The 24,548-nt window shown below is 66.1% G+C and carries 21 protein-coding genes; 14 read left to right on the top strand and 7 right to left on the bottom strand.

Translation table 11 applies throughout. The annotated features are described in order from the left end of the window. Positions 1–6 precede the first annotated feature (6 nt). On the bottom strand, positions 7–1,497 hold the full coding sequence (locus AC3D24_RS04220) for a DcaP family trimeric outer membrane transporter (protein ID WP_489028492.1): 1,491 nt from the start codon (positions 1,495–1,497) through the stop codon (positions 7–9). Positions 1,498–1,643: 146 nt separating this feature from the next. On the opposite strand from AC3D24_RS04220, the gene acs reads away from it, so the two are divergent. Both acs and AC3D24_RS04210 read left to right on the top strand, forming a co-directional pair. After that, on the top strand, positions 1,644–3,599 hold the full coding sequence (gene acs / locus AC3D24_RS04215) for an acetate--CoA ligase (RefSeq protein ID WP_489028490.1): 1,956 nt from the start codon (positions 1,644–1,646) through the stop codon (positions 3,597–3,599). Then, the gene (locus AC3D24_RS04210) at positions 3,596–4,219 is read left to right on the top strand and encodes a response regulator transcription factor (protein ID WP_489028488.1); all 624 of its coding nucleotides are present in this window, start codon (positions 3,596–3,598) and stop codon (positions 4,217–4,219) included. Before acs ends, AC3D24_RS04210 begins: the two co-directional genes overlap by 4 nt. 311 nt (positions 4,220–4,530) lie before the next feature. Here AC3D24_RS04210 and AC3D24_RS04205 read toward each other — a convergent pair whose 3' ends face one another. Next, on the bottom strand, positions 4,531–7,812 hold the full coding sequence (locus AC3D24_RS04205; protein WP_489028487.1) for a PAS-domain containing protein: 3,282 nt from the start codon (positions 7,810–7,812) through the stop codon (positions 4,531–4,533). 205 nt (positions 7,813–8,017) lie between these two features. Between AC3D24_RS04205 and leuC the strand changes: the two genes are divergently transcribed. Genes leuC through AC3D24_RS04190 form a run of 3 tightly spaced genes read left to right on the top strand, consistent with a single transcriptional unit; the run spans position 8,018 to position 10,685 of the window. Continuing rightward, a complete protein-coding gene (gene leuC, locus AC3D24_RS04200; RefSeq protein ID WP_489028485.1) occupies positions 8,018–9,430 on the top strand; it encodes a 3-isopropylmalate dehydratase large subunit in 1,413 nt (470 codons plus the stop codon). Continuing rightward, positions 9,427–10,053: a 3-isopropylmalate dehydratase small subunit gene (gene leuD / locus AC3D24_RS04195; protein WP_489028483.1), complete on the top strand. Its 627-nt coding sequence runs from the start codon at positions 9,427–9,429 to the stop codon at positions 10,051–10,053. The genes leuC and leuD (AC3D24_RS04195) overlap by 4 nt, the downstream gene beginning before the upstream one ends. Then, complete coding sequence (locus tag AC3D24_RS04190; protein ID WP_489028481.1) at positions 10,050–10,685, top strand: isochorismatase family protein; 636 nt, start codon at positions 10,050–10,052, stop codon at positions 10,683–10,685. Before leuD (AC3D24_RS04195) ends, AC3D24_RS04190 begins: the two co-directional genes overlap by 4 nt. Here the strand turns inward: AC3D24_RS04190 and leuD (AC3D24_RS04185) are convergent, their stop codons facing one another. Genes leuD (AC3D24_RS04185) through AC3D24_RS04175 form a run of 3 tightly spaced genes read right to left on the bottom strand, consistent with a single transcriptional unit; the run spans position 10,686 to position 13,888 of the window. Beyond that, positions 10,686–11,309: a 3-isopropylmalate dehydratase small subunit gene (leuD, locus tag AC3D24_RS04185; RefSeq protein ID WP_489028479.1), complete on the bottom strand. Its 624-nt coding sequence runs from the start codon at positions 11,307–11,309 to the stop codon at positions 10,686–10,688. 3 nt (positions 11,310–11,312) lie between these two features. Further along, entirely contained in the window at positions 11,313–12,686 is a 1,374-nt protein-coding gene (locus AC3D24_RS04180; RefSeq protein WP_489028477.1) for a 3-isopropylmalate dehydratase large subunit, read from the bottom strand. Positions 12,687–12,688: 2 nt separating this feature from the next. Further along, positions 12,689–13,888 (bottom strand): CaiB/BaiF CoA transferase family protein, encoded by a 1,200-nt coding sequence (locus tag AC3D24_RS04175; RefSeq protein ID WP_489028475.1) that lies wholly within the window; start codon positions 13,886–13,888, stop codon positions 12,689–12,691. A 91-nt stretch (positions 13,889–13,979) separates the two neighbouring features. Between AC3D24_RS04175 and AC3D24_RS04170 the strand changes: the two genes are divergently transcribed. From AC3D24_RS04170 to AC3D24_RS04155, 4 genes are read left to right on the top strand one after another with little or no spacing between them, the layout of a single operon-like run. Further along, complete coding sequence (locus AC3D24_RS04170; protein ID WP_489028473.1) at positions 13,980–14,909, top strand: hydroxymethylglutaryl-CoA lyase; 930 nt, start codon at positions 13,980–13,982, stop codon at positions 14,907–14,909. Next, positions 14,906–15,592: an isochorismatase family protein gene (locus AC3D24_RS04165; protein ID WP_489028471.1), complete on the top strand. Its 687-nt coding sequence runs from the start codon at positions 14,906–14,908 to the stop codon at positions 15,590–15,592. Before AC3D24_RS04170 ends, AC3D24_RS04165 begins: the two co-directional genes overlap by 4 nt. Next, the gene (locus AC3D24_RS04160) at positions 15,589–16,509 is read left to right on the top strand and encodes a polysaccharide deacetylase family protein (protein ID WP_489028469.1); all 921 of its coding nucleotides are present in this window, start codon (positions 15,589–15,591) and stop codon (positions 16,507–16,509) included. Before AC3D24_RS04165 ends, AC3D24_RS04160 begins: the two co-directional genes overlap by 4 nt. Further along, positions 16,506–17,423, top strand: a complete 918-nt coding sequence (locus AC3D24_RS04155; protein WP_489028467.1) for a polysaccharide deacetylase family protein — start codon at positions 16,506–16,508, stop codon at positions 17,421–17,423. Before AC3D24_RS04160 ends, AC3D24_RS04155 begins: the two co-directional genes overlap by 4 nt. Before the next feature lie 41 nt (positions 17,424–17,464). Here AC3D24_RS04155 and AC3D24_RS04150 read toward each other — a convergent pair whose 3' ends face one another. Then, positions 17,465–18,172, bottom strand: a complete 708-nt coding sequence (locus AC3D24_RS04150; protein WP_489028466.1) for a hypothetical protein — start codon at positions 18,170–18,172, stop codon at positions 17,465–17,467. A 202-nt stretch (positions 18,173–18,374) separates the two neighbouring features. Between AC3D24_RS04150 and AC3D24_RS04145 the strand changes: the two genes are divergently transcribed. From AC3D24_RS04145 to AC3D24_RS04130, 4 genes are all read left to right on the top strand, one after another. Continuing rightward, positions 18,375–19,946, top strand: a complete 1,572-nt coding sequence (locus AC3D24_RS04145; RefSeq protein WP_489028465.1) for an FAD-binding oxidoreductase — start codon at positions 18,375–18,377, stop codon at positions 19,944–19,946. 90 nt (positions 19,947–20,036) lie between these two features. Next, complete coding sequence (locus AC3D24_RS04140; protein WP_489028464.1) at positions 20,037–20,330, top strand: DUF1330 domain-containing protein; 294 nt, start codon at positions 20,037–20,039, stop codon at positions 20,328–20,330. Between the two features lie 112 nt (positions 20,331–20,442). After that, positions 20,443–21,672: a class I SAM-dependent methyltransferase gene (locus AC3D24_RS04135; RefSeq protein ID WP_489028462.1), complete on the top strand. Its 1,230-nt coding sequence runs from the start codon at positions 20,443–20,445 to the stop codon at positions 21,670–21,672. Next, on the top strand, positions 21,669–22,034 hold the full coding sequence (locus AC3D24_RS04130) for a hypothetical protein (RefSeq protein WP_489028460.1): 366 nt from the start codon (positions 21,669–21,671) through the stop codon (positions 22,032–22,034). Before AC3D24_RS04135 ends, AC3D24_RS04130 begins: the two co-directional genes overlap by 4 nt. A 285-nt stretch (positions 22,035–22,319) precedes the next feature. On the opposite strand, the gene AC3D24_RS04125 is transcribed toward AC3D24_RS04130, so the two are convergent. Further along, entirely contained in the window at positions 22,320–23,537 is a 1,218-nt protein-coding gene (locus tag AC3D24_RS04125; RefSeq protein WP_489028458.1) for an FAD-dependent oxidoreductase, read from the bottom strand. Between the two features lie 242 nt (positions 23,538–23,779). Between AC3D24_RS04125 and AC3D24_RS04120 the strand changes: the two genes are divergently transcribed. Next, positions 23,780–24,538 (top strand): maleate cis-trans isomerase family protein, encoded by a 759-nt coding sequence (locus AC3D24_RS04120; RefSeq protein ID WP_489028456.1) that lies wholly within the window; start codon positions 23,780–23,782, stop codon positions 24,536–24,538. The last annotated feature ends 10 nt before the right edge of the window (positions 24,539–24,548 follow it).

Below are 24,548 nucleotides of genomic sequence, written 5' to 3'. Positions count from 1 at the left end.
CATGCCCTAGAAAGAATACCGCGCGGCAAGCTCGCCGCGGTCCATCTTGCCGACCTGTCCATCGACCAGCTGCCGCTCCGCGTGACGGAATTCGACACCTAGATCGATGGCCTTGACTGGCGAGAAGAACAGATTGGCGGACGCGCTCCACGCCGACGCACTCGCGCCGATCGGTTCGCCGCCGGTCGGATAGTCGATCGACTGGACGCTGCCGATGAACGTCGAGCGCAGCTTCTCGGTCCACCCCAGCTTCAGTGCGGCGAAACCGGCAGTCAGGCTAGGCGTCTGCAGTTCCGCGCCCGGCACGGCTGCAAACACCGCATCCGGCGCCAGGTTCAGCCCGACATACCGGCCGATCCCGTCGCCATGCGTCACCATGAAGCGGATGTCGGATCGCCCCGACACGTCGAGCGGCACCTTGCCCGCAAACGACACGCCCCAGCCCGTTGCACTCTCGTTCAGTGGGCCGGTGTCGATCGTCAGCTTGCGCGCGAGGCCCGCCAGCGAGAATTCGCCGAACGCGGTCTTGTAGTTCAATCGCGCGGCAACATCGGGCAGGCGGTCATCGGCATTCTCGACGACGGCCGCGGACACCAGATTGGTCGACGCGGTCTCCGGGTTTTCGGCCGCGACCGACAGCGACAGCGTATCGCTCAACTTGCGCGTGTACCGCACCTGAGCCTGCCGAACGAACACGGTGCCTTCCGACGGCCCGATAAAGTCGGTCGTCTCGGGCAGCGCACCGATATACTGGAACGTCGTCCACTCCTGGCCGAACAGCCAGTTGTCGTAGGTGAAGAACGCACGGCGCAGGCCCGGATTATACCCGCTGACGACGCGCTGGTTGCCCTGCGTGCCCGGCACGACCTGGAAATCGAGCTCGACCAGTCCCTTGAGCGTATGCCCCGCGACCGGCGTCTCCGTCGACAGCACGATCCGCGTCTGCTTGGCATGCGATTCCGGGCTGTTGCCCTCGTTGCGCCCGCCGACGGGGATCATGCTGGGAAAATAGAAATCGCGGCCAACCGATTCAGGCGCGATGTTACCGCCGCTATACCGGCTGACGGACGCCCAGGTCTTGATGAAGCCGTTCAGCTTGACCGTCGTGCCCGCAACCTTGAACCCATCGGCCGAGCCGGGTGCAGCGGCTCCCGCTTTCGTCTCGGCAAGCGCGGTGGGTGCCGTCGGACCGGCGGGTGCTACGGGATGCGGTGCCGTCGACGACGAAGCGACCGCGGTGGGGCCCGTCACCGATGTCGCGGGAGCAGGCGAAGACGACGGGGCAGCCGACGCCGTGGCGCGGGCGGCATTCAACTCGCCGCGCAGATCCTGGACCGCGGCTTCGAGCGCCTTCAACCGTGTTTCGAGCTCGATCTCGCGCGCCGTCTGGGCCTGCGCCACACTGGGCGCCATGCCCGCCAGCGCACTGCCGGAAAGCAAAGCCGTCAGGGCCCATCGTTTCAGGGCCAGCTGCTTGTTGAACGCCATACGTGTCATCCCCGTCTCCGTACTCTTCCACTTGTCTGACGCGTGGATATGAGCCTGGTCATCATGCCGCATTGCGAACACGCGTCCACCCCTTACTTTGGTGAGGGGTGATCGCCCGAACACGACCGCGTACAGCGCGGCAAAAGGAGAGCCAGATGACCGAGGCCAGCTATCCCGTCCCCGCGGAATGGGCGAAGGACGCCCTGATCGACGCCGCCGCCTATGACCGGATGTACGCCGAGGCCGCGACCGATCCCGACGCATTCTGGGCCAAGGAGGCCAAGCGGCTCGACTGGATCGTGCCGCCGACCAAGATCAAGGATACCTCGTTCGACGAGAGCGACTTCCACATCCGCTGGTTCGAGGACGGTCAGCTCAACGTCGCCGCCAACTGCGTCGATCGCCACGCCGAGACGCGCCCCGATGCGACCGCGATCCTGTGGGAAGGCGACGACCCCGCCGACGACCGCAAGATCAGCTACGCCGAACTCCGCGACGAAGTGTCGAAGCTTGGCAACGCGCTGAAGGCGAAGGGCGTCCAGAAGGGCGACCGCGTCACGATCTACCTGCCGATGATCCCAGAAGCGGCGTTCGCGATGCTCGCCTGCGCGCGGATCGGCGCGATCCATTCGGTGGTGTTCGGCGGCTTCTCGCCCGAGAGTCTCTGCAACCGCATCCACGATTGCGACAGCCGCATCGTCATCACCGCCGACGAAGGGCTCCGCGGCGGCAAGACCGTGCCCCTGAAGGCCAATGTCGACGCCGCGCTCGACCACGGCGACCTTGCGGTCGAGACCGTCATCGTCGTCCGACGCACCGGCGGCAAGGTCTCGATGACCGAAGGCCGCGACTGCTGGTATGCGGACTGCGTCGAGGGCCAGTCGACCGATTGCGCACCCGAGCCGATGAACGCCGAGGACCCGCTGTTCATCCTCTACACCAGCGGCTCGACCGGCCAGCCCAAGGGCGTGCTCCACTCGACCGGCGGCTATCTGGTATGGGCGTCGATGACGCACGAATACGTCTTCAACTACCGCCCCGGCGAGATCTTCTGGTGCGCGGCGGACGTCGGCTGGGTCACCGGTCACACCTATTCGCTGTACGGCGCGCTCGCCAACGGCGCGACCACCGTGATGTTCGAGGGCGTACCGAACTACCCCGATCACAGCCGCTTCTGGCAGATCGTCGACAAATACCAGGTCAACATCCTCTACACCGCACCGACCGCGCTGCGCTCGCTGATGCGCGAGGGCGACGACTGGGTGACGCGGACGAGCCGCAAGTCGCTGCGCCTGCTCGGCTCGGTCGGCGAACCGATCAATCCGGAGGCGTGGAACTGGTATCATAACGTCGTCGGCGACGGCCGTTGCCCGATCGTCGACACCTGGTGGCAGACCGAGACGGGCGGCCACATGATCTCGCCACTGCCGGGCGCCACCGCGCTGAAACCCGGCAGCGCGACCAAGCCTTTGTTCGGCGTGCTGCCCGAGCTGGTCGATGCGGACGGCAAGGTGCTGGAGGGCGCGGTCGAGGGCAACCTCGTCATCGCCGACAGCTGGCCCGGCCAGATGCGGACCGTGTGGAACGATCACGAGCGCTTCTTCCAGACCTATTTCTCGACCTATCCCGGCAAGTATTTCACCGGCGACGGCTGCCGCCGCGACGAAGACGGTTATTACTGGATCACCGGCCGGGTCGACGACGTCATCAACGTCAGCGGCCACCGGATGGGCACCGCCGAAGTCGAGAGCGCCCTCGTCGCACATTCGAAGGTCGCCGAAGCCGCGGTCGTCGGCATGCCGCACGACGTGAAGGGCCAGGGCATCTACGCGTACGTCACGCTCAACGCGAACGCGGAACCGAGCGAGGACTTGCGCAAGGAACTGGTCCAGTGGGTCCGTCGCGAGATCGGGCCGATCGCGACGCCCGACATCCTCCAGTTCGCGCCCGCGCTCCCCAAGACGCGCTCGGGGAAGATCATGCGCCGCATCCTGCGCAAGATCGCGGAGAACCAGCTCGACCAGCTCGGCGACACCTCGACGCTTGCCGATCCCGCGGTAGTCGACGCCTTGATCGCCGGCCGCGAGGAGGCCATTCCAGTCCCTGCATGACCCGAACGATCCTCATCGCCGACGATCACCCCCTGTTCCGCCAGGCGCTGAAGCTGGCGGTCAGCCGCGCCGCGCCCGACGCGGTGGTGATCGAGGCGGGGCAGCTCTGCGAGGCGGTTGACGCGGTACGCGGTGCCGACCGCCTCGACCTGATCCTGCTCGACCTGCGCATGCCGGGGTCGGAAGGGTTCGCCGGCGTAGCGCTGCTCCACGCCGAACGTCCCGACACGCCGATCATGGTGATCTCCTCGGCGGACGAAGCCGAAGCGGCACCGCGTGCGCGGGCGTATGGTGCGATCGGCTTCGTCTCGAAAACCGCCGACCTCGCGACGCTGGAAAACGCGGTCGCCCGAGCCCTCGCCGGCGAACGCGACGCACCAACCGAGGGCGCCCCCGTCGACGAAATGTCCACCCGCGTCGCCAGTCTCACCCCCACCGAACTGAAGGTCCTGCTCGGTGTCCTCGCCGGCCGCCTGAACAAGCAAGTCGCGTTCGACCTCGGTATTTCCGAAGGCACGGTAAAAGGCCACATGACCGCGATCCTACGAAAACTCGGAGTCCAGAACCGCACACAGGCGGTGCTGGCAGCACGGGCAATGGACATCCACTTCGCCGACTGATGCACACCGCACCCCGAAGCTTCGCGCCACAAACACCCCAACCACTCCGTCACCCCGGACTGGTTCCGGGGTCCACCGCTCCGCGAACCAGCGGCCGACGATGTGCGGCACCGTGGATGCCGGAACGAGCCCGGCATGACGAAGATAATTAAGCCTCTCTGGCACGGCTGAATGCTGCCCCTCTCAATCCTCCCCCCCCCAGGGGGAGGTGGCGCCGAAGGCGACGGAGGGGGGGGAACGTGCAACGCCCGTTTCCCTTTCCTCAGGCAAACGCCTGCCACCTCCCCCTGGCGGAGGAGGATCAAGGAGGCTCAACTCCCCCGCGCCGCGGCCGCCGAAGCCTCCTCGATAAAGCGCCACAGATCCGACGGCACCACCGGCTTGGTCAGCACCACAAGCCCCGCACACCGCACATCCTCCACGACCGCACGGTCCGCGGTCACCAACGCAATCGCCGGCGCCGGAGTCATCGCCCGCAACCGCGCGACGACGTCGAGCCCGTCCTCCGCCTCGTCCAGATGATAGTCGACCAGCGCGACATCCGGCTCCTCGTCCGCCGCCAGTTCCATCGCCTCGGCGATCGTCGCGGCCAGCAGCGGCACGCACCGCCGCGCGCGCAACGCCGCATCGAGCGCCGCCAGGATCGTCGCATCATTGTCGAGGCACAGCACCCGCAACCCCGGCACCAGCGCACGACTAACCAAGGGTGCCGGCAATGCCACATCCAGACCGGCAGGCGCCAAAGGCACGCGCACCGCAAACGTCGTCCCGCACCCCGGCGCCGACCGCAACTCGATCGCCACTCCGAGCACCCGCGCGATCCGCCGGACGATCGCCAGCCCAAGCCCGACGCCGCCGCCCGCGCTCCCCTTGCTCTCCAGCCGCTCGAACTCCTCGAAGATCCGCTCGCGGTCCCCCGCCGCAATCCCCGGTCCAGCATCGCGCACCTCGATCAGCACGTCGTCGCCCCTGCGCCGCGCCCCGATCCATATCCGTCCGTCCGCCGAATAACGCACCGCATTCGACAGGAAATTCTGCAATATCGACCGCAGCAAAGATCGATCGGTCGCCACCCTGAACGCCCCCGGATGCGACGCCAGCACCAGCCCCCGTTCGCCCGCCAACGGCCGAAACTGCACCGCTAGCTCCTCGATCAGCGCGCCCAGCGCAAACCTCTCGACCTTCGGCACCACGCCCCCTGCATCGAGCCGCGACACGTCGAGCAACGCGCGCAGCAACGTGTCTGCCGAGCCGATCGCGCCATCGATCGCGCGTACCAGCTCACCCTGATGCGGCGCCTTTCCCTCGTCGAGCGCCGCACAGAACAGCCGCGCCGCATGCAACGGCTGCAACAGGTCATGGCTCGCCGCCGCCAGAAACCGAGTCTTGTCGCGCGTCGCGGTCTCCGCCACCGCCCGCGCCTCGTCGAGCATGTGGTTCGACCGCGCCAGATCCTGCGTCCGCGCGATGACCCGAGCCTCCAGATCGGCCTGCGCCTCCTTCTCCGCGGTGATGTCAGTGAAACTCTGGACGTACCCGCCGCCCGGCATCGGCCGCCCGACCATCTTGATCCACCGCCCCGACGGCCGCTGCCGCTCGAAACTATGCGGCGTGCCCCGCGCAAGATGCGCCACCCGGCGCCCGACATGCGCGGCGATATCGCCCACCCCCTCGCGCTCGGCATTGTAGCGGATCAGGTCGGCGATCGAGCGCCCGACCACGACATAGCCCTCGGGATAATCGAACATCTCGACATAGCGCGGATTCCACGCGACCAGCCGCAGGTCCGCGTCGATCACGCTGACCCCCGGATCGATCGTCTCCAGCGTCGCCGACAACAGCGTACGCGAGAACCGCAGCGAGCGCCCGCGCTGGTCGAGCAGCCGCACCACGTCGCTGACGTCGATCGCCGACCCGGCAATGCTCGACGCGACGATTTTCCGCGCCGACGGTGCGCCGATCACGCCCGCGATCAGCCGCTCGGCGGTGCGCGCCGAGGGGCCATCGATCGGTGCGCGAAGATCGGGAGAAGCCAAACCGATCGCCTCCGCCTCGCCGTCGCCGACGAACCGCGCAACCAGCATCCGCAATTCGCCGAGCGTCGTGACATGGTCGAGCGCCGCATTCCCCCGATGCCGCTCGCGAAGGTGCAGGCCAGCGACCAGCGCGACGTTGACGCCGAGGCTCCACACCGTGCCGTTGACCAGAGGCGAGCCGATCCGCCACCCCAGCAACGCATCCGGATCGAGCCACCCCCGCGTGAACTGCGCCAACGCCGGCCCAACACCCTCCCCGATCGACGGCAGCAACAGGCAGTAGATCCAGACGACCACACCCCCGATCAGTCCGGCCCGCGCCGCGCTGTGATTGGCAAAGTTCCACCCCACGCTCGCGATCAGCGCAGGCGCGAACTGCGCGACGCCCGCGAACGCGATCAGCCCGATCGACGCCAGCGGCAGGTCCGCTCCGAGGCTCCGGCCATACAGCAATGCGACCGCGACGATCGCCGCGATGATGACGCGTCGCACGCGCAGCATCCGCCGGCCGAGCTCGCCCTCGCCCGCCTCGCCGTGCCGCCGCAGCAGCAATGGCGCCAGCAGGTCGTTGGTCGCCATCGTCGACAGCGCGATCGTCTCGACCACCACCATCGCCGTCGCCGCCGAGAACCCCCCGAGAAACGCGATCAGCGCGACCAGATGCTTGCCCTGCTGCAGCGGCACGGTCAGCACATACAGGTCGGGCTCGGCATCGCCCGGCAACAGCGTCATCCCCGCAAGTGCCAGCGGCAGCACGAGCAGCGAGATCAGCACCATGTAGCCGATGAACGGCCAGCGCGCGCGTACCATCGCTTCGGGGCTGCGCGCTTCGATCACCCCGACATAGAACTGCCGCGGTAGACACAGGATTGCGAGCGCAGACAGCAACGTCCGCACCCAGAAGTCGGATGTCAGCGCGCCCCAGGTAAAGCCGGACTCGAGCCGAGCCAACGGTGCCTCCAGCGTCTCGGGCGGCACGTCCACGAGCAACGACACCGTCGCCACGCCAAGCACGACGAAACACAGCAGCTTGATCAGCGACTCCGCGGCGATCGCCGCGACTACGCCGGGGTTGCGCCCCGCGACTTCATACCGCCGCGCACCGAACACGATTGCGAAAACCGCCAGCAACAGCGCGACGAACGTCCCGACCTCGGCCGAACTGCCCACGCCGGCAATGGCGCTGAAACTCAGTGTTACGGATCGCAACTGGAGCGCAATATAGGGCACCGACGCCAGCATCGCCGTCCCTGCGACGATCGCCGCGGTGCCCCGGCTGCGACCATAGCGCGCGGAGATGAAATCCGAGATCGAACTCGACCCCTCCTCACGCGCCAGCCGCACCAGTCGCCCGAGAAACTTCGGCGCCAGAAGAAACATCAGCGCCGGCCCGAGATAGATGGCGAGGTAATCCCAGCCACGCGTTGCCGCCGTGCCGACCCCGCCGAAGAACGTCCAGCTGCTGCAATATACCGCCAGCGACAGCGGATAGGCGATCTGGCCCAACCGGCGGGACAGGCCACGCCGATCCACCAGCCATGCGATGCCGAACAGCAATGCGCCGTACGCAAGGATCGCCAGAATGACGCTTGGCCCGGTGATGATGCGCTCCGTTCAACCGTTGCTCGATGCCGCAGCTTAGGCGGACGCGGCACGACGGGGAACCCAACCACCGCCAGTGAGTCTGCCAGCGCTTGACCGCCACGCGGACAGCCCGACGCGATACGGCGCTGGTATCGCCACATCGCGCTAGGCCGATACGATGCCATCGACATTGTACGAAAAACTTTGGGCCAGCCACGTCGTCGCCGACCTCCCCGACGGCGGCGCGCTACTCTACATCGATCGCCATCTCGTCCATGAGGTGAGCAGCCCGCAGGCGTTCCAGGCATTGCGCGACGCCGGACGGCGATTACGACGACCCGAGACGCACCTCGCGGTCGCGGATCATGCGGTACCGACGCGCGACCGGGACGCGCCGATTGCCGATCCGCTCGCCGCGGCACAGGTCGCCGAACTCGAGGCCAATGCAGCCCAGTTCAACCTGCCCTATCGCCGCCTCGACAGCGAAGGCCAGGGCATCGTCCACGTCATCGGGCCCGAGGCCGGGTTCACGTTGCCGGGCATCACCCTGGTATGTGGGGACAGCCACACGACCACCCATGGGGCGTTCGGGGCCTTGGCCTTCGGGATCGGCGCAAGCGAGTGTGGGACGGTGATGGCGGCACAATGCCTCAAACAGAAGCGCGCGAAGACGATGCGCGTCGAGCTGACCGGCACGCTATCGCCGCACGTTTCGGCCAAGGACGTCGCGCTGGCTTTTATCGCGCGATTGGGCGCCAGCGGCGCGGCTGGATATGCGGTCGAATATGCGGGACCAGCGGTCGCGGCCATGTCGATGGCAGCCCGGATGACGTTGTGCAACATGACCATAGAGGCCGGTGGCCGGATTGGACTGATCGCGCCGGACGCCGTCACGTTCGCATTTCTCGAAGGGCGTGCATTGGCACCACGGGGCCCGCAGTGGAACGACGCCGTGACGTATTGGCGGACGCTGCGGTCCGACGCGGCGGCGACGTTCGACGCCAATGTCTCGTTCGACCTCGGCGATGTAACCCCGCATGTCAGTTGGGGGACCAGCCCGGAAGACTGCGCACCGATCACGGGCTGCGTCCCCGATCCGGAAACGATCGCCGATCCGGGCACGCGGCGGCGGATCCGCAAGGCGCTTGCCTATATGGGGTTGCAGGCAGGCACGCCCCTGGCGTCGATTGCGATCGACCGGGTGTTTATCGGCTCGTGCACCAACGGCCGGATCGAGGATTTGCGTGCGGCGGCGGCGATCGTCGCAGGGCGGCATGTTGCGAAGGGCGTCGCAGCGATCGTCGTGCCGGGTTCGACCGCCACCAAGCATCAGGCCGAGACGGAAGGTCTGGATGCGATCTTCCGTGCGGCGGGGTTCGAATGGCGCCATGCGGGCTGTTCGATGTGCGTCGCGATGAACGACGACCGTCTCAACCCCGGGGAACGCTCGGCATCGACCTCGAACCGTAATTTCGAAGGACGCCAAGGTCCCGGCGGGCGAACGCATCTGATGAGCCCGGCGATGGCGGCTGCAGCGGCGATCACCGGGCATCTGGTCGACGTCCGCACGATCCAGGGAGCGATCGCGTGATCCCCTTTACCCGCCTGTTCGGGACCGCGGCGCCGCTGCTCGAGGAGAATGTCGATACCGACATTATCTTCCCGGCGCGATTCCTGCTGATTACCGAGCGACAGGGTTTGGGCCGCTATGCATTCCACGATCGACGGTTCGACGCGGATGGGCGTGAAATATCGGCGTTCGTCCTGAATCGCGAGCCTTGGCGCGGTTCGCCGATCCTTGTCGGGGGCGCGAATTTCGGATCGGGATCAAGCCGCGAGCAGGCGGTCTGGGCCTTGCTTGGCCGCGGGATACGCTGCGTTGTCGCGCCGAGCTTCGGCGAGATCTTCTACGGCAACTGTCTGCGAAACGGGGTTTTGCCGATCGTCCTGAGCGATGCGGCGGTGGCGGCGGGGGTGACAGCGGCGGCGGTGGCGGGGCACATGTTGGTCGTCGATCTGGAAACGCAGACGATCGCCATCCCCGACAGCACACCCGTCCCGTTCGAAATCGCCCCCGAACAGCGGCTCGCACTGCTTAACGGCTGGGACGAGACGGACCTCGTCCTCAACGGCCATAGCGCGGACATTGCGCTGTTCGAGGCACGACAACACCGCGTCCAGCCTTGGCTGTACGAGACGGAGAACATGCAATGAGCGACGATCTGGTTGCGAACTACGCCGGCGTCTACGGCACGCGAGTCGGCTTCGGCCTGCGCCCTGCCTTGATCCTGGTCGACTTTTGCCAGGGCTATTTCGATCCTGCCTGCGATCTGTATTCCGGTGTCGAGGACGCGCTCGCATCGGCGTTACGCATTCGTGCCGCGGCGCGGGCGGCAGGTATCCCCGTGATCCTGACCAACGTCGTCTACCATCCAAGCGCGATCGATGGCGGGCGTTTCTACGAGAAGGCGGCACCGCTGCGGTATTTCCTCGCGGGCAGTCCGATGGGCGCATGGCCGGTTGGCCTTGTCCCTGAGCCGGACGAACTGATCATATCCAAACAATATCCAAGTGCATTCTTCGGAACCTCGCTCGCCTCGACGCTGACGGCCTTGAGCGTCGACAGCGTGTTGCTCACCGGCCTCACGACCAGTGGCTGTATCCGTGCGAGCTGCGTGGATGCGATGTCGCACGGCTTCCGGACTGCGGTCGTCGCAGACGCATGCGGCGACCGTCATGCCGCACCACATGATGCCAACCTGTTCGACATGAATGCCAAATATGCCGACGTGGTGCGCGAGGGGGAGGCGGTCGCGTTCCTCCAGAGCTTGTCGCGCGCGCAATGACTATACGCGGTAGACCCAGGACCTGTACGTACGATCGGCGGCGATAAACGCGTCGATTTGCTCGCGACGTTTGAGCGTCAGGTCGATCGCATCCAGGCCGTCCAGCAGCATTTCCTTGGCTTCGTCCGCGATCGCGAACGCGTAGGCGGAGCCGCCCGTTGCCGTAACGCTCTGCGCTGGCAGATCGATCGTAATCCGACAGGTTTGCGGATCACGCGTCGAGGCTGCCGCGAGCGAGGCTATGGCAACTGCATCGAGCGTCACGGGGACGATCCCGTTACGGATGCAGTTGCCTTGGAAGATCGGGTTGAATGAAGGTGCGATGATGGCTCGAATGCCAAATTCGGCAAGAGCCCAGGCTGCGTGTTCACGACTGGAACCGCACCCGAAATTCGCACCGCCAAGGATGATCCGGGTATCCGCATAGGCAGGCTGGTTCAGGACGAACGCGGGGTCGAGATCGCGCGTACCGATGCCGATATAGCGCCAGCCTGCGAACAGCCCATCCGCCAGGCCGGTCTTCGACACCGACCGCATCTCACGCGAGGGGATGATCGCGTCGGTATCGATATTGTCGCGCAGCAACGGCGCGGCGACGGCGGTCAGGCGGGTGAAGGGTTCCATCGCTCAACGCTCCAACAGGCGGGGGTCGGCGATCCGGCCCGCGATCGCGCTGGCGGCCACCGTCTCCGGACTGGCGAGATGCGAGCGGGTTTCGGGGCCTTGGCGGCTTTCGAAATTGCGGTTGGTCGAGGTCACGACCCGCTCGCGCGCGCCGAAGCTCTCGCCGCCTGCGAAGAAGCACATCGAGCAGCCGGACTCGCGCCATTCGAAACCGGCCGCGCGAAAGATACCGTCGAGCCCTTCGGCTTCGGCGGCATGCTTGACCGCGGTCGAGCCGGGGACGCAGATCGCGCGAACGCCGTCCGCCACCTTGCGCCCGTCGAGCAACGCGGCGGCACGACGAAGGTCGGACAGGCGGCTGTTGGTGCAGGAACCGATAAAGGCGGCGTCGATCGGCAGGCCGAGCAGCGACTCGCCTGCGGCCAGTCCCATATAGGCAAGTGCGCGGACGGGTGCGTCGGCGGGCACCTTGCCGTTGAGTGCGACCGAGTCCTGCGGGCTGATGCCCCAACTTATCGTCGGTGCGACCTGGGTCGCGTCGATCGCAATCTCCGCATCGAACACCGCGTCGGCATCGGTGGGGAGCGTTCGCCAATAGGCGACGGCATCGTCCCAGCCGGGGCCGTTCGGGGCGTGGGGGCGGCCCTTCAGATAAGCGAAGACCTTGTCGTCGGCAGCGATGATCGCGGTGAAGGCGGAGAATTCGGTGGCCATGTTGCACAACGTCATGCGCGCCTCGACGTCGAGCGCGCGGACCGTGTCTCCGGCATATTCGACGACATGTCCGTGGCCGCCGCTCGATCCGTGCCTCGCGAGGATGTGGAGGGCGAGATCCTTCGCGGTCACACCGCGCCCCAGTTCGCCCGAGATCGTGACGCGCATCGTCTTGGGCTTCAGCACGCGAAGAGTCCGGGTGGCGAGCGCGTGTTCGGCCTCGGTCGAACCGATCCCCCAGGCCAACGCGCCGAGCGCGCCCTGCGTGCAGGTGTGGCTGTCGGGACAGACGAGCGTCGCACCGGGCAGGACGATCGCCTGTTCGGGGCTGATGACGTGAACGATCCCCTGCCCCGGATCGCCGATGTCGAACAGCGTGATGCCGGCTGCGTTCGCGGCGGTGCGGGTCGCGCGGATGAAGTCGGTGCCGGTCGGCATCATCGTGCGATCCGTCCGGCCGGGGAGCGTGTCGACGACGTGATCCATCGTCGCGAACACTTGCCGCGGGGCTGCGACCGTGCGGCCAGCCTCGGCGAGACTTTGCAGCGCGATCCCGCCGGTGCGTTCGTGGAGGAGGACGCGGTCGATCAGGATCAACCCGCCATCCGCGAGCGGCGCGACCTCGTGATCGTGCCAGATCTTCTCGAAGATCGTCAGCCCCATGCTCAGGCTACCGCGCCCGACGCGAACAGCGCGTCGATGGTGTCGTTCGACATGCCGGCATCAAGCAGGAGGGCGCGCGAATCAGCGCCGGGATCGCCCAAGTCGTGGCGGACGCCGAAGCGTTCGCCGTCGACCTCGATCGGCAGCGCAGGGAGGCGTGCCGGCGTGCCGTTCGGCAAGTGCAGATCGACCAGACCGCCTTGCGCGTTGAGGTGGGGATCATCGAACAGATCCTCAGGGCGGGCGATCGGCGCGACCGGCAGGCCGATCGCCTCGCATTTCGCGAGCAGCACGTCGCGGTCGATGTCGTCGAACAGCGCACGGATCCGCGGCAGGATGCGATCGCGCGCCAGCACGCGGTCGTTGTTGAGCGCCAGCGTCTCGTCGGCTGCGAAATCGTCGAGCGCGAACGCGGCGCAGAACGCGATCCACTGCTGGTCGCTGACGACCCCGACGAAGATCTGGCCGTCGCCGGCGGTCGCGAACACGTCGTAGATCGCCCATGCCGAGATGCGTGCCGGCATCGGTGCAGCGGCGGTGCCGGTAACCGCCTTCTGCGCCATGTGCTGGCCGACGAGAAATGCAGTCGTTTCGAACAGCGAGCATTTCACCTGACCGCCAGCACCGGTGCGATGGCGACGTTCGAGCAGGCCGAGAATGCCGATCACGCCGAACATCCCGCCGGTCACGTCGATCACCGACGCGCCCGCACGGAGCGGCCTTCCGGGCGGGCCGGTCATATAGGCGAGCCCGCCCATCATCTGCGCGACCTCGTCCAGTGCGGTGCGGTTCTCGTACGGCCCCGCGAGGAAGCCCTTGGCCGAGCAATAGATCAGACCGGGATTGTCCGCCGACAGGGCGTCGTAGCCGAGCCCCAGGCGATCTAGCGCACCGGGGCGAAAATTTTCGACGACGATGTCCGCGTCCGCCGCCAGCGCGCGCGCCGCCGCGATGCCGCCTTCGGACTTGAGGTCGAGGCAGACGCTGCGCTTGTTGCGGTTGTACATCGGGTAATAGCCCGCGCCCGAGCCGAGTAGCCGGCGCGTGCGATCGCCGCCTATCGGCTCGACGCGGATCACGTCGGCACCCATGTCGCCGAGGATCAGCCCGGTCGACGGGCCCATCACCATGTGCGTGAACTCGACGACCTTGAGCCCGGCGAGTGGCAGGTCGCCCAGCGACGACATTTCCGTATCCGACATCCGGTCACTTTCTCCTGGTCCGTCGCCACCCTGCGGCACCCGCGTCATCGCTGACCACCACGCTGAGACGACTATCCGAGGACCGGAAAAAATGACCGATATCGACATATTGGTGAGCGAAGTCGGCCCGCGCGACGGCTTGCAGAGCATCGACCGGATCATGCCGACCGCTGCCAAGAAGGCGTGGATCACCGCCGAAGCCGCAGCGGGGCTGCGCGAGATCGAGGTTGGCAGCTTCGTCCCCGCCAAGCTCCTGCCGCAGCTCGCCGACACCGCCGAGATCGTCGCGCATGCCCGCACCATCCCCGGCCTGACGGTCGCGGTGCTGGTGCCGAACGCCAAGGGCGCTGCGGCAGCGATTGCGGCAGGCGCGCATAAGATCACGCTGCCGCTCTCGGTCAGCGAGACGCACAGCTTGGCCAATCTTCGCCGGACGCACGCCCAGGTCCTGGTCGAGGCGAAGACGATCGCGGAGATGATCAGGGCACTGCCCGAGGGTGAGCGCCCGCATTTCGAGGGATCGCTGTCGACCGTCTTCGGCTGCACGCTGGAGGGCGCGATCCCCGATGCGCAGATCGCGCGGCTGGCGGACGGATTGATGGCGGCGGGCTGCGACGAGGTCGGGCTGTCCGATACGACCGGCTACGCCGACCCGTCCGCCGTCAAGCGGCTGATCACGCTCGTGAAGCGCGCGGCGGGCGACGATGCGCTAACCGGGATCCACCTCCACAACACGCGCGGGCTCGGGCTGGCCAACGCGCTGATGGCGCTGGAATGCGGGCTGACGACGCTGGATTCCTCACTTGGAGGGCTTGGCGGTTGCCCTTTCGCGCCGGGTGCGTCGGGCAATATCGTCACCGAGGATCTATGTTTCATGCTGGCCGCGATGAGCCTGCGAACCGGGATCGACCTCGACGCTTTGGTCGCTGTGCGGTCAATTTTGGCCGAGGCTCTGCCCGGCGAACCGCTGTTCGGCTTCCTGCCCGACGCGGGACTTCCGCTCGGCTGGAGGCAGGCATGACCATGTTGGGTACGAAAATGGTCCGCGAGGACAAGACTGCACGGCAGCTGTTCGAGGCGGTGATGGCCAATCCGACCCGCACGAAATTCGGCTTCGGGCAGAAGCTGGCGATCGTGAACATCGATTTCCAGAACGCCTATACCCGGATCGACGAGTTCAAGACTGCGTACGAGACCGACCCGCGCCAGATCGAATATGCCAACACGATCTCGCGCCTGGCCCGAGCAAAGGGCATGCCGGTGGTGTGGACGCATGTCGCGTATATGGACGACGCCGGCGACGCAGGCGTGTGGGGCACGCGGACCGATACGCCCGACAGCTTACAGAACATCAAATACGGCTCGCGCCGGCACGCCTTCGACGATCGCTGCGAGATCGATCACGTGAAGGACGCAGTTTACACCAAGCGGATGCCGTCGCCGTTCTTCGAAACGCCGCTGCAGAGCCTGCTGGTGTGGCACAAGGTCGACACGGTCGTCATCACCGGCGGTTCCACGTCAGGCTGCGTCCGCGCCGCTGCGGTGGACAGTCTCAGTCGTGGTTACCGGACCATCGTGCCGATCGAGACATGCGCGGACAAGCACGAGAGCTATCACTTCGCGAACCTGACCGATCTCCAGCTGAAATATGCGGACGTCGAGCCGGTGCAGACGGTGATCGACTGGCTGGAGGCCCGCCCATGAAAACGGCCATGCAGGAAGGTGCCGCCGATCCCGGCCTGTACGACTTCAGTCCCTATCGCGACCGGAAACCGATCGTCTGGCCGGGCGGCAAGAAGGTCGCCGTCTGGGTGTCACCCAACCTCGAATATTACGAGATCGATCCGCCCGCCAATCCACATCGGAAAAGCTGGGCGAAGCCGCATCCCGACGTGGTCGGCTACAGCCACCGCGACCACGCCAACCGCGTCGGCCATTGGCGGATGGCGGAGGTGATGAGCAAGCACGGCTTTCCCGGCTCGGTCTCGCTTTCGGTCGCGCTGTGCCAGCATCACCCGGAGGTCGTCGCGGACGGCGCGGCGCGCGGCTGGGAGTTCTTCAGCCACGGCATCTACAACACGCGCTACAGCTACGGCATGGACGAGGCGCAGGAGCGCGAGATCATCGAGGATTCAATCCGCACGGTGCACGAGGCGACCGGCCAGACGATCCGCGGCTGGCTCGCGCCTGCGCTGACGCATACCCCGCGCACGCTCGACCTGATCGCCGAATACGGCCTCGACTACACCTGCGACCTGTACCACGACGATCAGCCGATGCCGGTGACGACCGCGAGTGGCGACCTGATCTCGATGCCGTACAGCCTGGAGGTCAACGACCATTACGGCTTCTTCATCTACAACATGAGCCCGCGCGAATACGCGAGGACGCTGATCCGCCAGTATGAGCGGCTCGCCGACGAGGCCGAGAAGGATGGCGGCGCAGGCGGCACGGTGATGTGCATCCCGCTCCACTCCTATCTGATCGGCCAGCCGCACCGGATCGGCGCGTTCGAGGAGGTGCTGCGGCACATTGCCGCGGACGGTCGCGCGTGGATAACCCGCGCCGGCGACATCGCCGACGCGTATCGAAATCAGATTGGTCGGGAGCAGATCGCATGAGTCTCGACCCGACCTATCTCGACTATGCCAAACGCCGGCTCGGCTACGACCACGATCTCTATCCGTACGAAACGCTGCCCAAGCGTGCTCCGATCGCCTGGCCGGACGGCAGGACCGTCGCCACGTGGATCGTCGTCAGCCTGGAGTGGTTCCCGATCACGCCGGAGGACAAGCCGTTCCGCGCGCCGGGCCACATGCAGACCGCCTATCCCGATTACCGCCACTACACCGCGCGCGAATATGGCACCCGTGTCGGCTTCTATCGCCTGCTCGATGCCTTCGCGAAGGCGGGTGTCCGGGTGTCGGTCGCGGCGAACAGCGCGATCGCCGAACGCTATCCGTCGATCATCCGCGACATCGTTGCGGCCGGGCACGAGATCATCGCGCATTCGACCGACATGAACGGCACGATCGCCAGCGGTCTGCCGTTGGAAGAGGAACGTGCGCTGATCGCATCGTCGCTCGACACGCTGGAGCGGGTCGCCGGCATTCGCCCGCGCGGCTGGCACTCGATCGCCCGGTCACAGAGCTTCAACACCGTGCCGCTGCTGAAGGCGCTGGGCGTCGACTATTGCGTCGACTGGGCGAATGACGAGCTTCCCTGGACGTTCGCGAACGGGGTGGTCAACGTGCCGCTCAACCACGAACTGTCCGACCGCCAGATCCTCACCGTCCAGCAGCAGTCAGTCGACAGCTATGCCGAGCAGATCCTCGACGCGCACGACTGGCTGAGTGCGGAGGCTGCGGCACAGGGTAGCGGCCGCCTGCTGCCATTGCACCTGACGCCGTACATCATCGGATTACCGTACCGAATGGACGTGTTCGAAGCGCTGCTCGCCGAGCTGACGGGGCGACCAGAGACGTGGTTCGCAACCGGCAGCGACGTGTTCGACCGGTATATCGCGCAACGCTGATAGACATTGCTCTCCCGCGGAAACGGGAGAGCAATGCGGCTTCAGGCGATCCCCAGCCGCGCCCTGAGCGAACCCTCCGGTTCCTCCGCCAGGACAAGCCCGCGGGCGATCAGCGCCGGCAGCATCGTTTCCGCGAATGCCTTGAGCCCCTCCTCCATATCGGGCGGGGTCAGGTGGATGCCGTCGATGACCCCTTCCAGATACAGCGCCTCGATCTGGTCGAGCCCCGCCATCGCCGTGAAGGTACGCAGCAGCACCTTCGGACCAGCCTTGGGTGCGGGAGAATCGCGGTCGATGACGACGATGTCCGGCGATATCCGCGACCAGAGGGGGTCCGCGTCGCTCTGGACCAGCACCGGCCGCTCGTGCTCCGCCCACAGGGCATGCGTGGCGGCAACGAAGTCGACCCCGTCGGCTAGGCTCTGCGCGGTGTGCGGCTGCACCAGCGTCGTCGGCTGCCAACCGGCATTACCCGACGCAAGCCGGTCGAGTTCGACGAGCGACGGCGCGACGGTCACGGGGTTGTCGAACCCGGTATCCACCGTGGGCACGAAGGCGAGGCCACCGGCGTCCGGCGCCATCGACTTGCCGATCGCGATCGAATCGAACCCCGCCGCACCGCCATCGCCGAGCAGCAACAGCGCAACCCGGGCGGTACTGGCGAGCGCGACGATCTTTGCCGCCCAGGCGGGATCGTTCAGGCGCGCGTCGGCGATGCCGACCGATACGATCAACGGCGCGCGGGTCATGGGGGTTACTCCGATGTCGGTGCGAACGGATTCGAGCGATGATGCCTCTGTCATTCGGCCAGAATGGCCAAGCGCGACCGACAGTCGTTCGCAGCGTCGGGTTTGGCCGCCAGGCGGATAGGTTCGCGGACGGATCGCGTCATCGAGTATCGGATAGCGCACCTGCCACGCTCGCATCACGCGTCCGCATGATGCACTGGCGGTGCTTGGTATCGCTGACGATCCGGGGATGATGATGACGTTGATGCACGACCTGATCGCCGCCATCGGCAAGGATGCGGTCAGCGACGATCCCGCCGCTCGCGCCGTGATGAGCAACGATGTCTATCGCGGGGCCGGCGTCCCTGCCCTGATCGTTCGCCCCACGACGGTCGAGGCGCTGCAGGCCGCGGTCCGCGTCTGCGCGGCGGCGGGCGTCGCGATGGTACCTCGCGGCGGCGGCGCCTCGTACACCGACGGCTATCTGGTCGATGCGGGCGGGCACGTCGTGTTCGACACCGGTGCGCTCGACAGCATCGAGGTCGATGTCGACAACGCGGTCGTCACGGTCGGCGCTGGCGCAACCTGGGCCAAGCTCAAGGACGCGCTGGCGGTACACGGTCTGCGCACGCCGTTCTGGGGTCCCTTCTCCGGGCTTGTCGCCACGGTCGGCGGCGGCATCAGCCAGAATACGCTGAGCCACGGCAGCGGCGCCTATGGCATCTCCGCGCAGTCGGTGCTGTCGCTCGACGTAGTGCTCGCGTCGGGAGACCTGCTCAAGACCGGCACCTCGCAGGCTACGCGCTATTATGGCCCCGATCTCACCGGGCTGTTCACCGGCGACTGCGGCGCATTGGGGATCAAGGCGACGATCCGCCTGCCGCTGATCGCGATCCGGCCGCATTCCGAGGCCGTCAGCTTCGCATTCGACAGTTTCGCCGCGTGCCATGCTGGCGTCAGCAAGGCGCAACGCGAAGGCCTCGACGACTCGCATTTTGGCCTCGATCTCGCACTGTCGCAGGGCCAGATCGCTCGCCAGGACGGCGTCGGCGCCAAGCTGAAGATCGCCCGCGAGCTGTTTGCCAAGGCCCCCAACGCGTTCGTCGGCGTGAAGCAGCTGATCCGCATGGCGCTGGCCGGCGACAAGGCGATGCAGGCCGGCGACTATATGTGCCACTTCATCATCGAGGGCGTCGACGCGACCGACGCCGTCGCGCGCGCAACCAAGCTCCGCGCCGTGATCGCGCCATATGGCCGCGAGATCGCCAACAGCGTGCCGAGCTTCGTCCGCTCGCTGCCATTCGCGCCGCTGACCAACATCCTGGGGCCCAGCGGCGAACGCTGGGTCCCGATCCACGGCGTGCTGCAGCACGACAAGGTCGTGCCGTTCCACGACGCGCTCAAGGCATTGTACGAGACGCGCAAGACGGAGATGGATCGGCTTGGCATATGGTCCGGCACGATGTTCAGCCCAGCAGGATCGAGCGGCTTCCTCTACGAGGTCGCACTCTACTGGCCCGACGATCGCACCGACTATCACCGCAATACGCTCGCGCCCGACCATGTCGCCAGCCTGAAACCCTATGCCGAGAACGCCGAAGCCCGCGCGTACACGCACCAACTGAAAGCGGACATCATCGCGCTGTACCAACAGTTCGGTGCCGCGCATTTCCAGATCGGCCGTGCCTATCCCTATCGCGATCGGCTCGACCCGCAAGCGCGCGCGCTCCTGCTCGGGATCAAGGCGGCGCTCGACCCCAAGGGACTGATGAACCCCGGCGCGCTCGGTCTTTGACCGGCAGGCGGACAGCGACACGCATGGCCTTCGCGCATCGGCGGTCGGAGCTAGGCTGACCGCTTCCCCGTCAGCTTCAAGGATATCGCCATGGCCGCCTACATCATCGCGACCGTCAACATCACCGATCCGGTCCGCTTCGCCGCGTACGGCAAGGCCATCGCCGGTCTCAGCGAACGCCATGGCGGCGAATATATCGTCCGCGGTGCCATCAGCGAAGTGCTCGAAGGCGACGTCTCGCCCAGCGAGCGTGTCGTCGTCAGCCGCTACCCGTCCGCCGAAGCCGCACGCAGCTATGCCAAATCGGCAGAATATCTCGCCGCTGCGGCGCTCCGCGTCGGTGCGGGCACGGTCGAGATGCGCCTGCTCGTCGACCCCGACTGACGAAGCGCGGTTTCGAACAGATATCCGTCAGGCGGATAAATCTCCACAACGCCTATCTTGCGGTCCGTGAGTTCCGCAAAATTGGCACCAGCCAGCATTGGAGTTCTAGTACATGCTCAACACCTTCCAGCAGGCGCTGCATCCCATGCTGCCGACCGTCACGCACGACGAGGCAGCGCGGCAGGAGTTCACCAAGAGCTTCAAGGGGTTCATCCAGTCCAATCTGCTGCCCGGTCTCGGGCCCGTCTACGGCGGCCGCGTCTCCAAGGCGTTCGAGCGCGAGCATGGCCGCGCGCCGGCCGATCGCCGCGACATCCGGACCGCGATGGTCGACGACCTGTATTTCCAGCACTACGCCTCGGCCAACCGCACCGCGCAGGAACTGCTGTGGGAAGCGACCAACATCAGCGTCGAGCGCGAACTGCCCGAGCTGATCGAAAAGGCCAAGGCGCTCTCAGCCGGATCGAGCGCAGTGCTCGACATCCCCGAGACGTTCGAGACGCCGCGCTACATCACCGCGCTGGATATTCATTGCATGCCAGGCGGCTATGCGACCGAGGTCGCGCCCGACGACGTGTCGGTCGGCGTGCTCTACGATCGCGGCGTGTACCTCTACGCGATGGGCTATACCGGGCCGATGAACGACGACATGGGTCGGTCGGTATGTAATTACGTCAAGCGCAACCTCAAGGGATTCTCGCCGAAGCGGATCCTCGACATGGGCTGCACGGTGGGCCATTCGACGCTCCCCTATGCCGAGCTGTTTCCGGACGCCGAAATCTGGGGGATCGACGTCGCCGCACCGCAGATCCGCTACGCGCACGCGCGCGCCGCGGGGGTCGGGCTGAACGTCAATTTCGCGCAGATGAATGCCGAGGAGACACGCTTCCCCGATGGCCATTTCGACCTGATCGTCAGCCACATCCTGCTGCACGAGACCAGCGGCAAGGCGATGCCGCGGATCTTCGACGAGTGCGCGCGCCTGTTGTCGCCGGGCGGGTACATGATCCACGCCGATCTGCCGCCGTTCGACCTGATGGACCCGTTCACGCAGTTCATCCTCGACAACGAGACCTGGTATAACAACGAGCCGTTCTGGGGCGCGATGCGCGATACCGATCAGGTCGCGCTTGCCGAGAAGGCCGGGTTCGATCGTTCCGAGGTGCGCTTCGATACCGCGCCGATGGCGGTGATGGAATTCGCCGCGCAATCCGGCGGCTATAGCGAGGAAGCCGCAACCGCGGTCGCCGAGCGCGACTTCACCGCGGGCGAATTCGCCCCCGGCGGCGGCTGGGAAGTCCTGATCGCTCGCAAACCCCTCGCAAAGGCACTGGCAGCATGACGACCGAGACCCAAGACCGCCCGCACGTTGTCAAGGACGCCAAGGGCAAGCGGCCGGTGTTCTACGAGGCGCCGGGCATGGACCAGGCGATGTCGATGATCATGGTGCTGGCGAACGAGATTTCCGTTGTCCACGACCGGCTGGACTCGGTCGAGCGGGTCGCGGCGAAGCATGGCATCGACCTGGCGGCTGGGATCGAGACGCTGGAACTGGACCAGGCTGCGCTGGAGACGCGCGAGGCCTGGCGTCAGGACTTCCTGGAGCGGCTGTTCTATCTGATGCGCAAGGACGCGCATGAGGCCGGGCAGGCTGCGACGCACGAGGGGTATCGCTCGACGATCGCGGAGATCGCCGAGGGGTGAGCGTATAGGCCTCGACTAACGGCCTGACCTAACTCGTGTTCCCCCGCGAAAGCAGGGGAACACGAGTCGCAAGCGTTACCGCCCGTGACCCTGGACTCCCGCCCTCGCGAGAGAACGGGGCAGCTGAAATGGCAATGGGCCCTTTCCAAGCAACACCACCCCGGCGGAGGCCGGGGCCCAATTGGTAAGGTGGCAACAACGACGCGCTGCGCTCCGTTAGGAACGTCCCCCAATTGGGCCCCGGCCTTCGCCGGGGTGGTGAAAAGCCTGCAAGGTACAGCGCTCTCAAACGATCGCAGCCTCGTCCCTCAAGCTCTCGTACATCGACTGGCGCAACAGATATGCGCGTCGCTTCTCCGGATCATCCGCCAGCGCCGCCAGCCGCACTTCCTGCTCGCTGCGACCATCCCCCTGCGACTCCATCATCTTCTTGTTCGCGATCGTCTGCGACTGGACGAAGGTGTTGGCGATCGTCCGCCGCTGGCGGTCGTAATGCGCCAGCGAAGACTCCGCGTCGGCATCGTCCAGGATGATGTCGCGCAACCGGGTTGTCAGGTTCCACACGTCATGAATCCCCGAATTCATCCCGAACCCGCCGAGCGGATTATTGAGATGCGCCGCGTCGCCGGCGAGCAGCACGCGGCCGTGGTGGAACGCACCCGCAACGCGCTGATGCACGCGGTACAGCGTACGGTGCGACGTCTCGACCTTGGTGCCGTCACCGACAAGGCCGTCGAACACCGCGTTCTTCTTCGCATCGGACAGCAGGTCGGCATCCTGCGCGGCAATGTTGGTCGGCACCAGCACGCGCCAGAACTCCGGCACACGCAGCAGCACGCACCATTCGTCGCGATCCGACACGTAGTTGACGCCAGCCAGCCCGTCGAAATGCTGCTCGATCGGATAGCGCGTCGACAGCGTCAGGAAACGTTCGGGATAGGTGAAACCGTCGAAGCTCGTGCCCGTCCATTTGCGTACCGTCGAATTGGCGCCATCCGCGGCGATCAGATAGTCCGCGCGGATCGTCTCGATCGCCATCGGCGTCTCGACCGATACCGTCACGCCGTTGACGTCCTGGTCATAGGCCAGCACGCGCCGCTGGAACTGTGCTTCGCCATTCGGCAGCGCATCGAGCTTGGCTGTCAGCAGCCGGGCTAGCTTGAACTGTTCGCATTGCAGCCGATACGGATGCGCCGACACGTCCGCCAGTTCGCCAAGGTCGAGTTCGATCACGCCGCCGCTGCGACGGTTGCGATACTGATAGGTCGGTGCACGCAAGCCGACCTGCTCTAGTTCGCCCAGCACGCCCAACTCGGCGAGCATGTCGAGCGTTGGCGGATGCAGCGTCGAGGCGCGCATGTCCTCCGGGCAGTCAGGCAACGCCTCGACCAGGATCGTGTCGATGCCCATCATCGCGAGCCGATACGCCGCCACCGCCCCTACTGGGCCACCACCTGCGACGACGACCTGCGTTCGCCGGATCTTCGTGTTCGTTCCGGTCATGTCCGCCACACAGCTTCCCCCGTACAATCGCCTACTCGTCGCATTGGGGTAGCGGCCGTGCGAAAACCGGCCTGCGCATGGATCAATACTGTTCGACAGACGACCAAACAGGCGTGCTGAACCGCATGAACAATCGGGTCAGCCCGCTTTCGAATGACCGCCAAGCGGAGACATATATCCGAAACCGTTACGGTCCATGCCGCCGGATGGTTGTGTGAGCGTCGCTTACAGGAGGCGCACGGATGGTAGATTCTCTCGGGTCACGGATGAAGTTCGCGGTCGTCGCGCCGTCCACCAACACCAGCGTGGAACCCGAATACGCCCGGATGCAGCCGCGCGGCGTGACCAATCACTTCAGCCGCATCGCGATCCCCGACACCAAGGTGACCGACGACGACAGCTTCATGGTGATGCTGAACACCATCCGCGCCTCGACCTTCGACGCGGTCGACGTGTCGATGTCGATGGACCCGGGCTGCGTCGTCATGGGCATGTCGGCCGAGACGTTCTGGGATGGTGCGGAGGGTGCGGACCGGCTTCACAAGAAGATGGTCGAGCGGACCGGCGGCGTACCCGTCATCATGGGATCGACCGCGGTCGATGCGGCCATCAAGGCGTACGAAGCCGATCGCAAGCCCATCCGCAAGATCGGCATCATCACGCCGTACATGCCGGTCGGCGACCGCAACGTGCAAAAGTTCTTCGAGGACCAGGGTTACGAGGTGGTCAATCTCGTCGGCCTGAAATCGCCCTCGCCGATGATGATTGCCCATGAATCCAAGCAGATACTGAAACAGGCCGCGATCGACGTCTCGGACGGCGTCGACGCGATCATCCAGGCCGGTACCAATCTCGCCTTTGCCGAGGTTGCGGCAATTGCCGAATTCTGGCTGGAGAAACCGGTGATCGCGATCAATACCGCGACCTATTGGCACGCGCTCAGAACGATGGGCATTTCCGATCAGATCGACGGCTTCGGCCATCTGCTCAGCCACTGCTGACCCCCAGGAG

Source organism: Sphingomonas sp. SL1004 (assembly GCF_057815015.1).
Note: the sequence above shows the minus strand (reverse complement) of the source record. Positions and strands in the feature narration are given on the sequence as shown.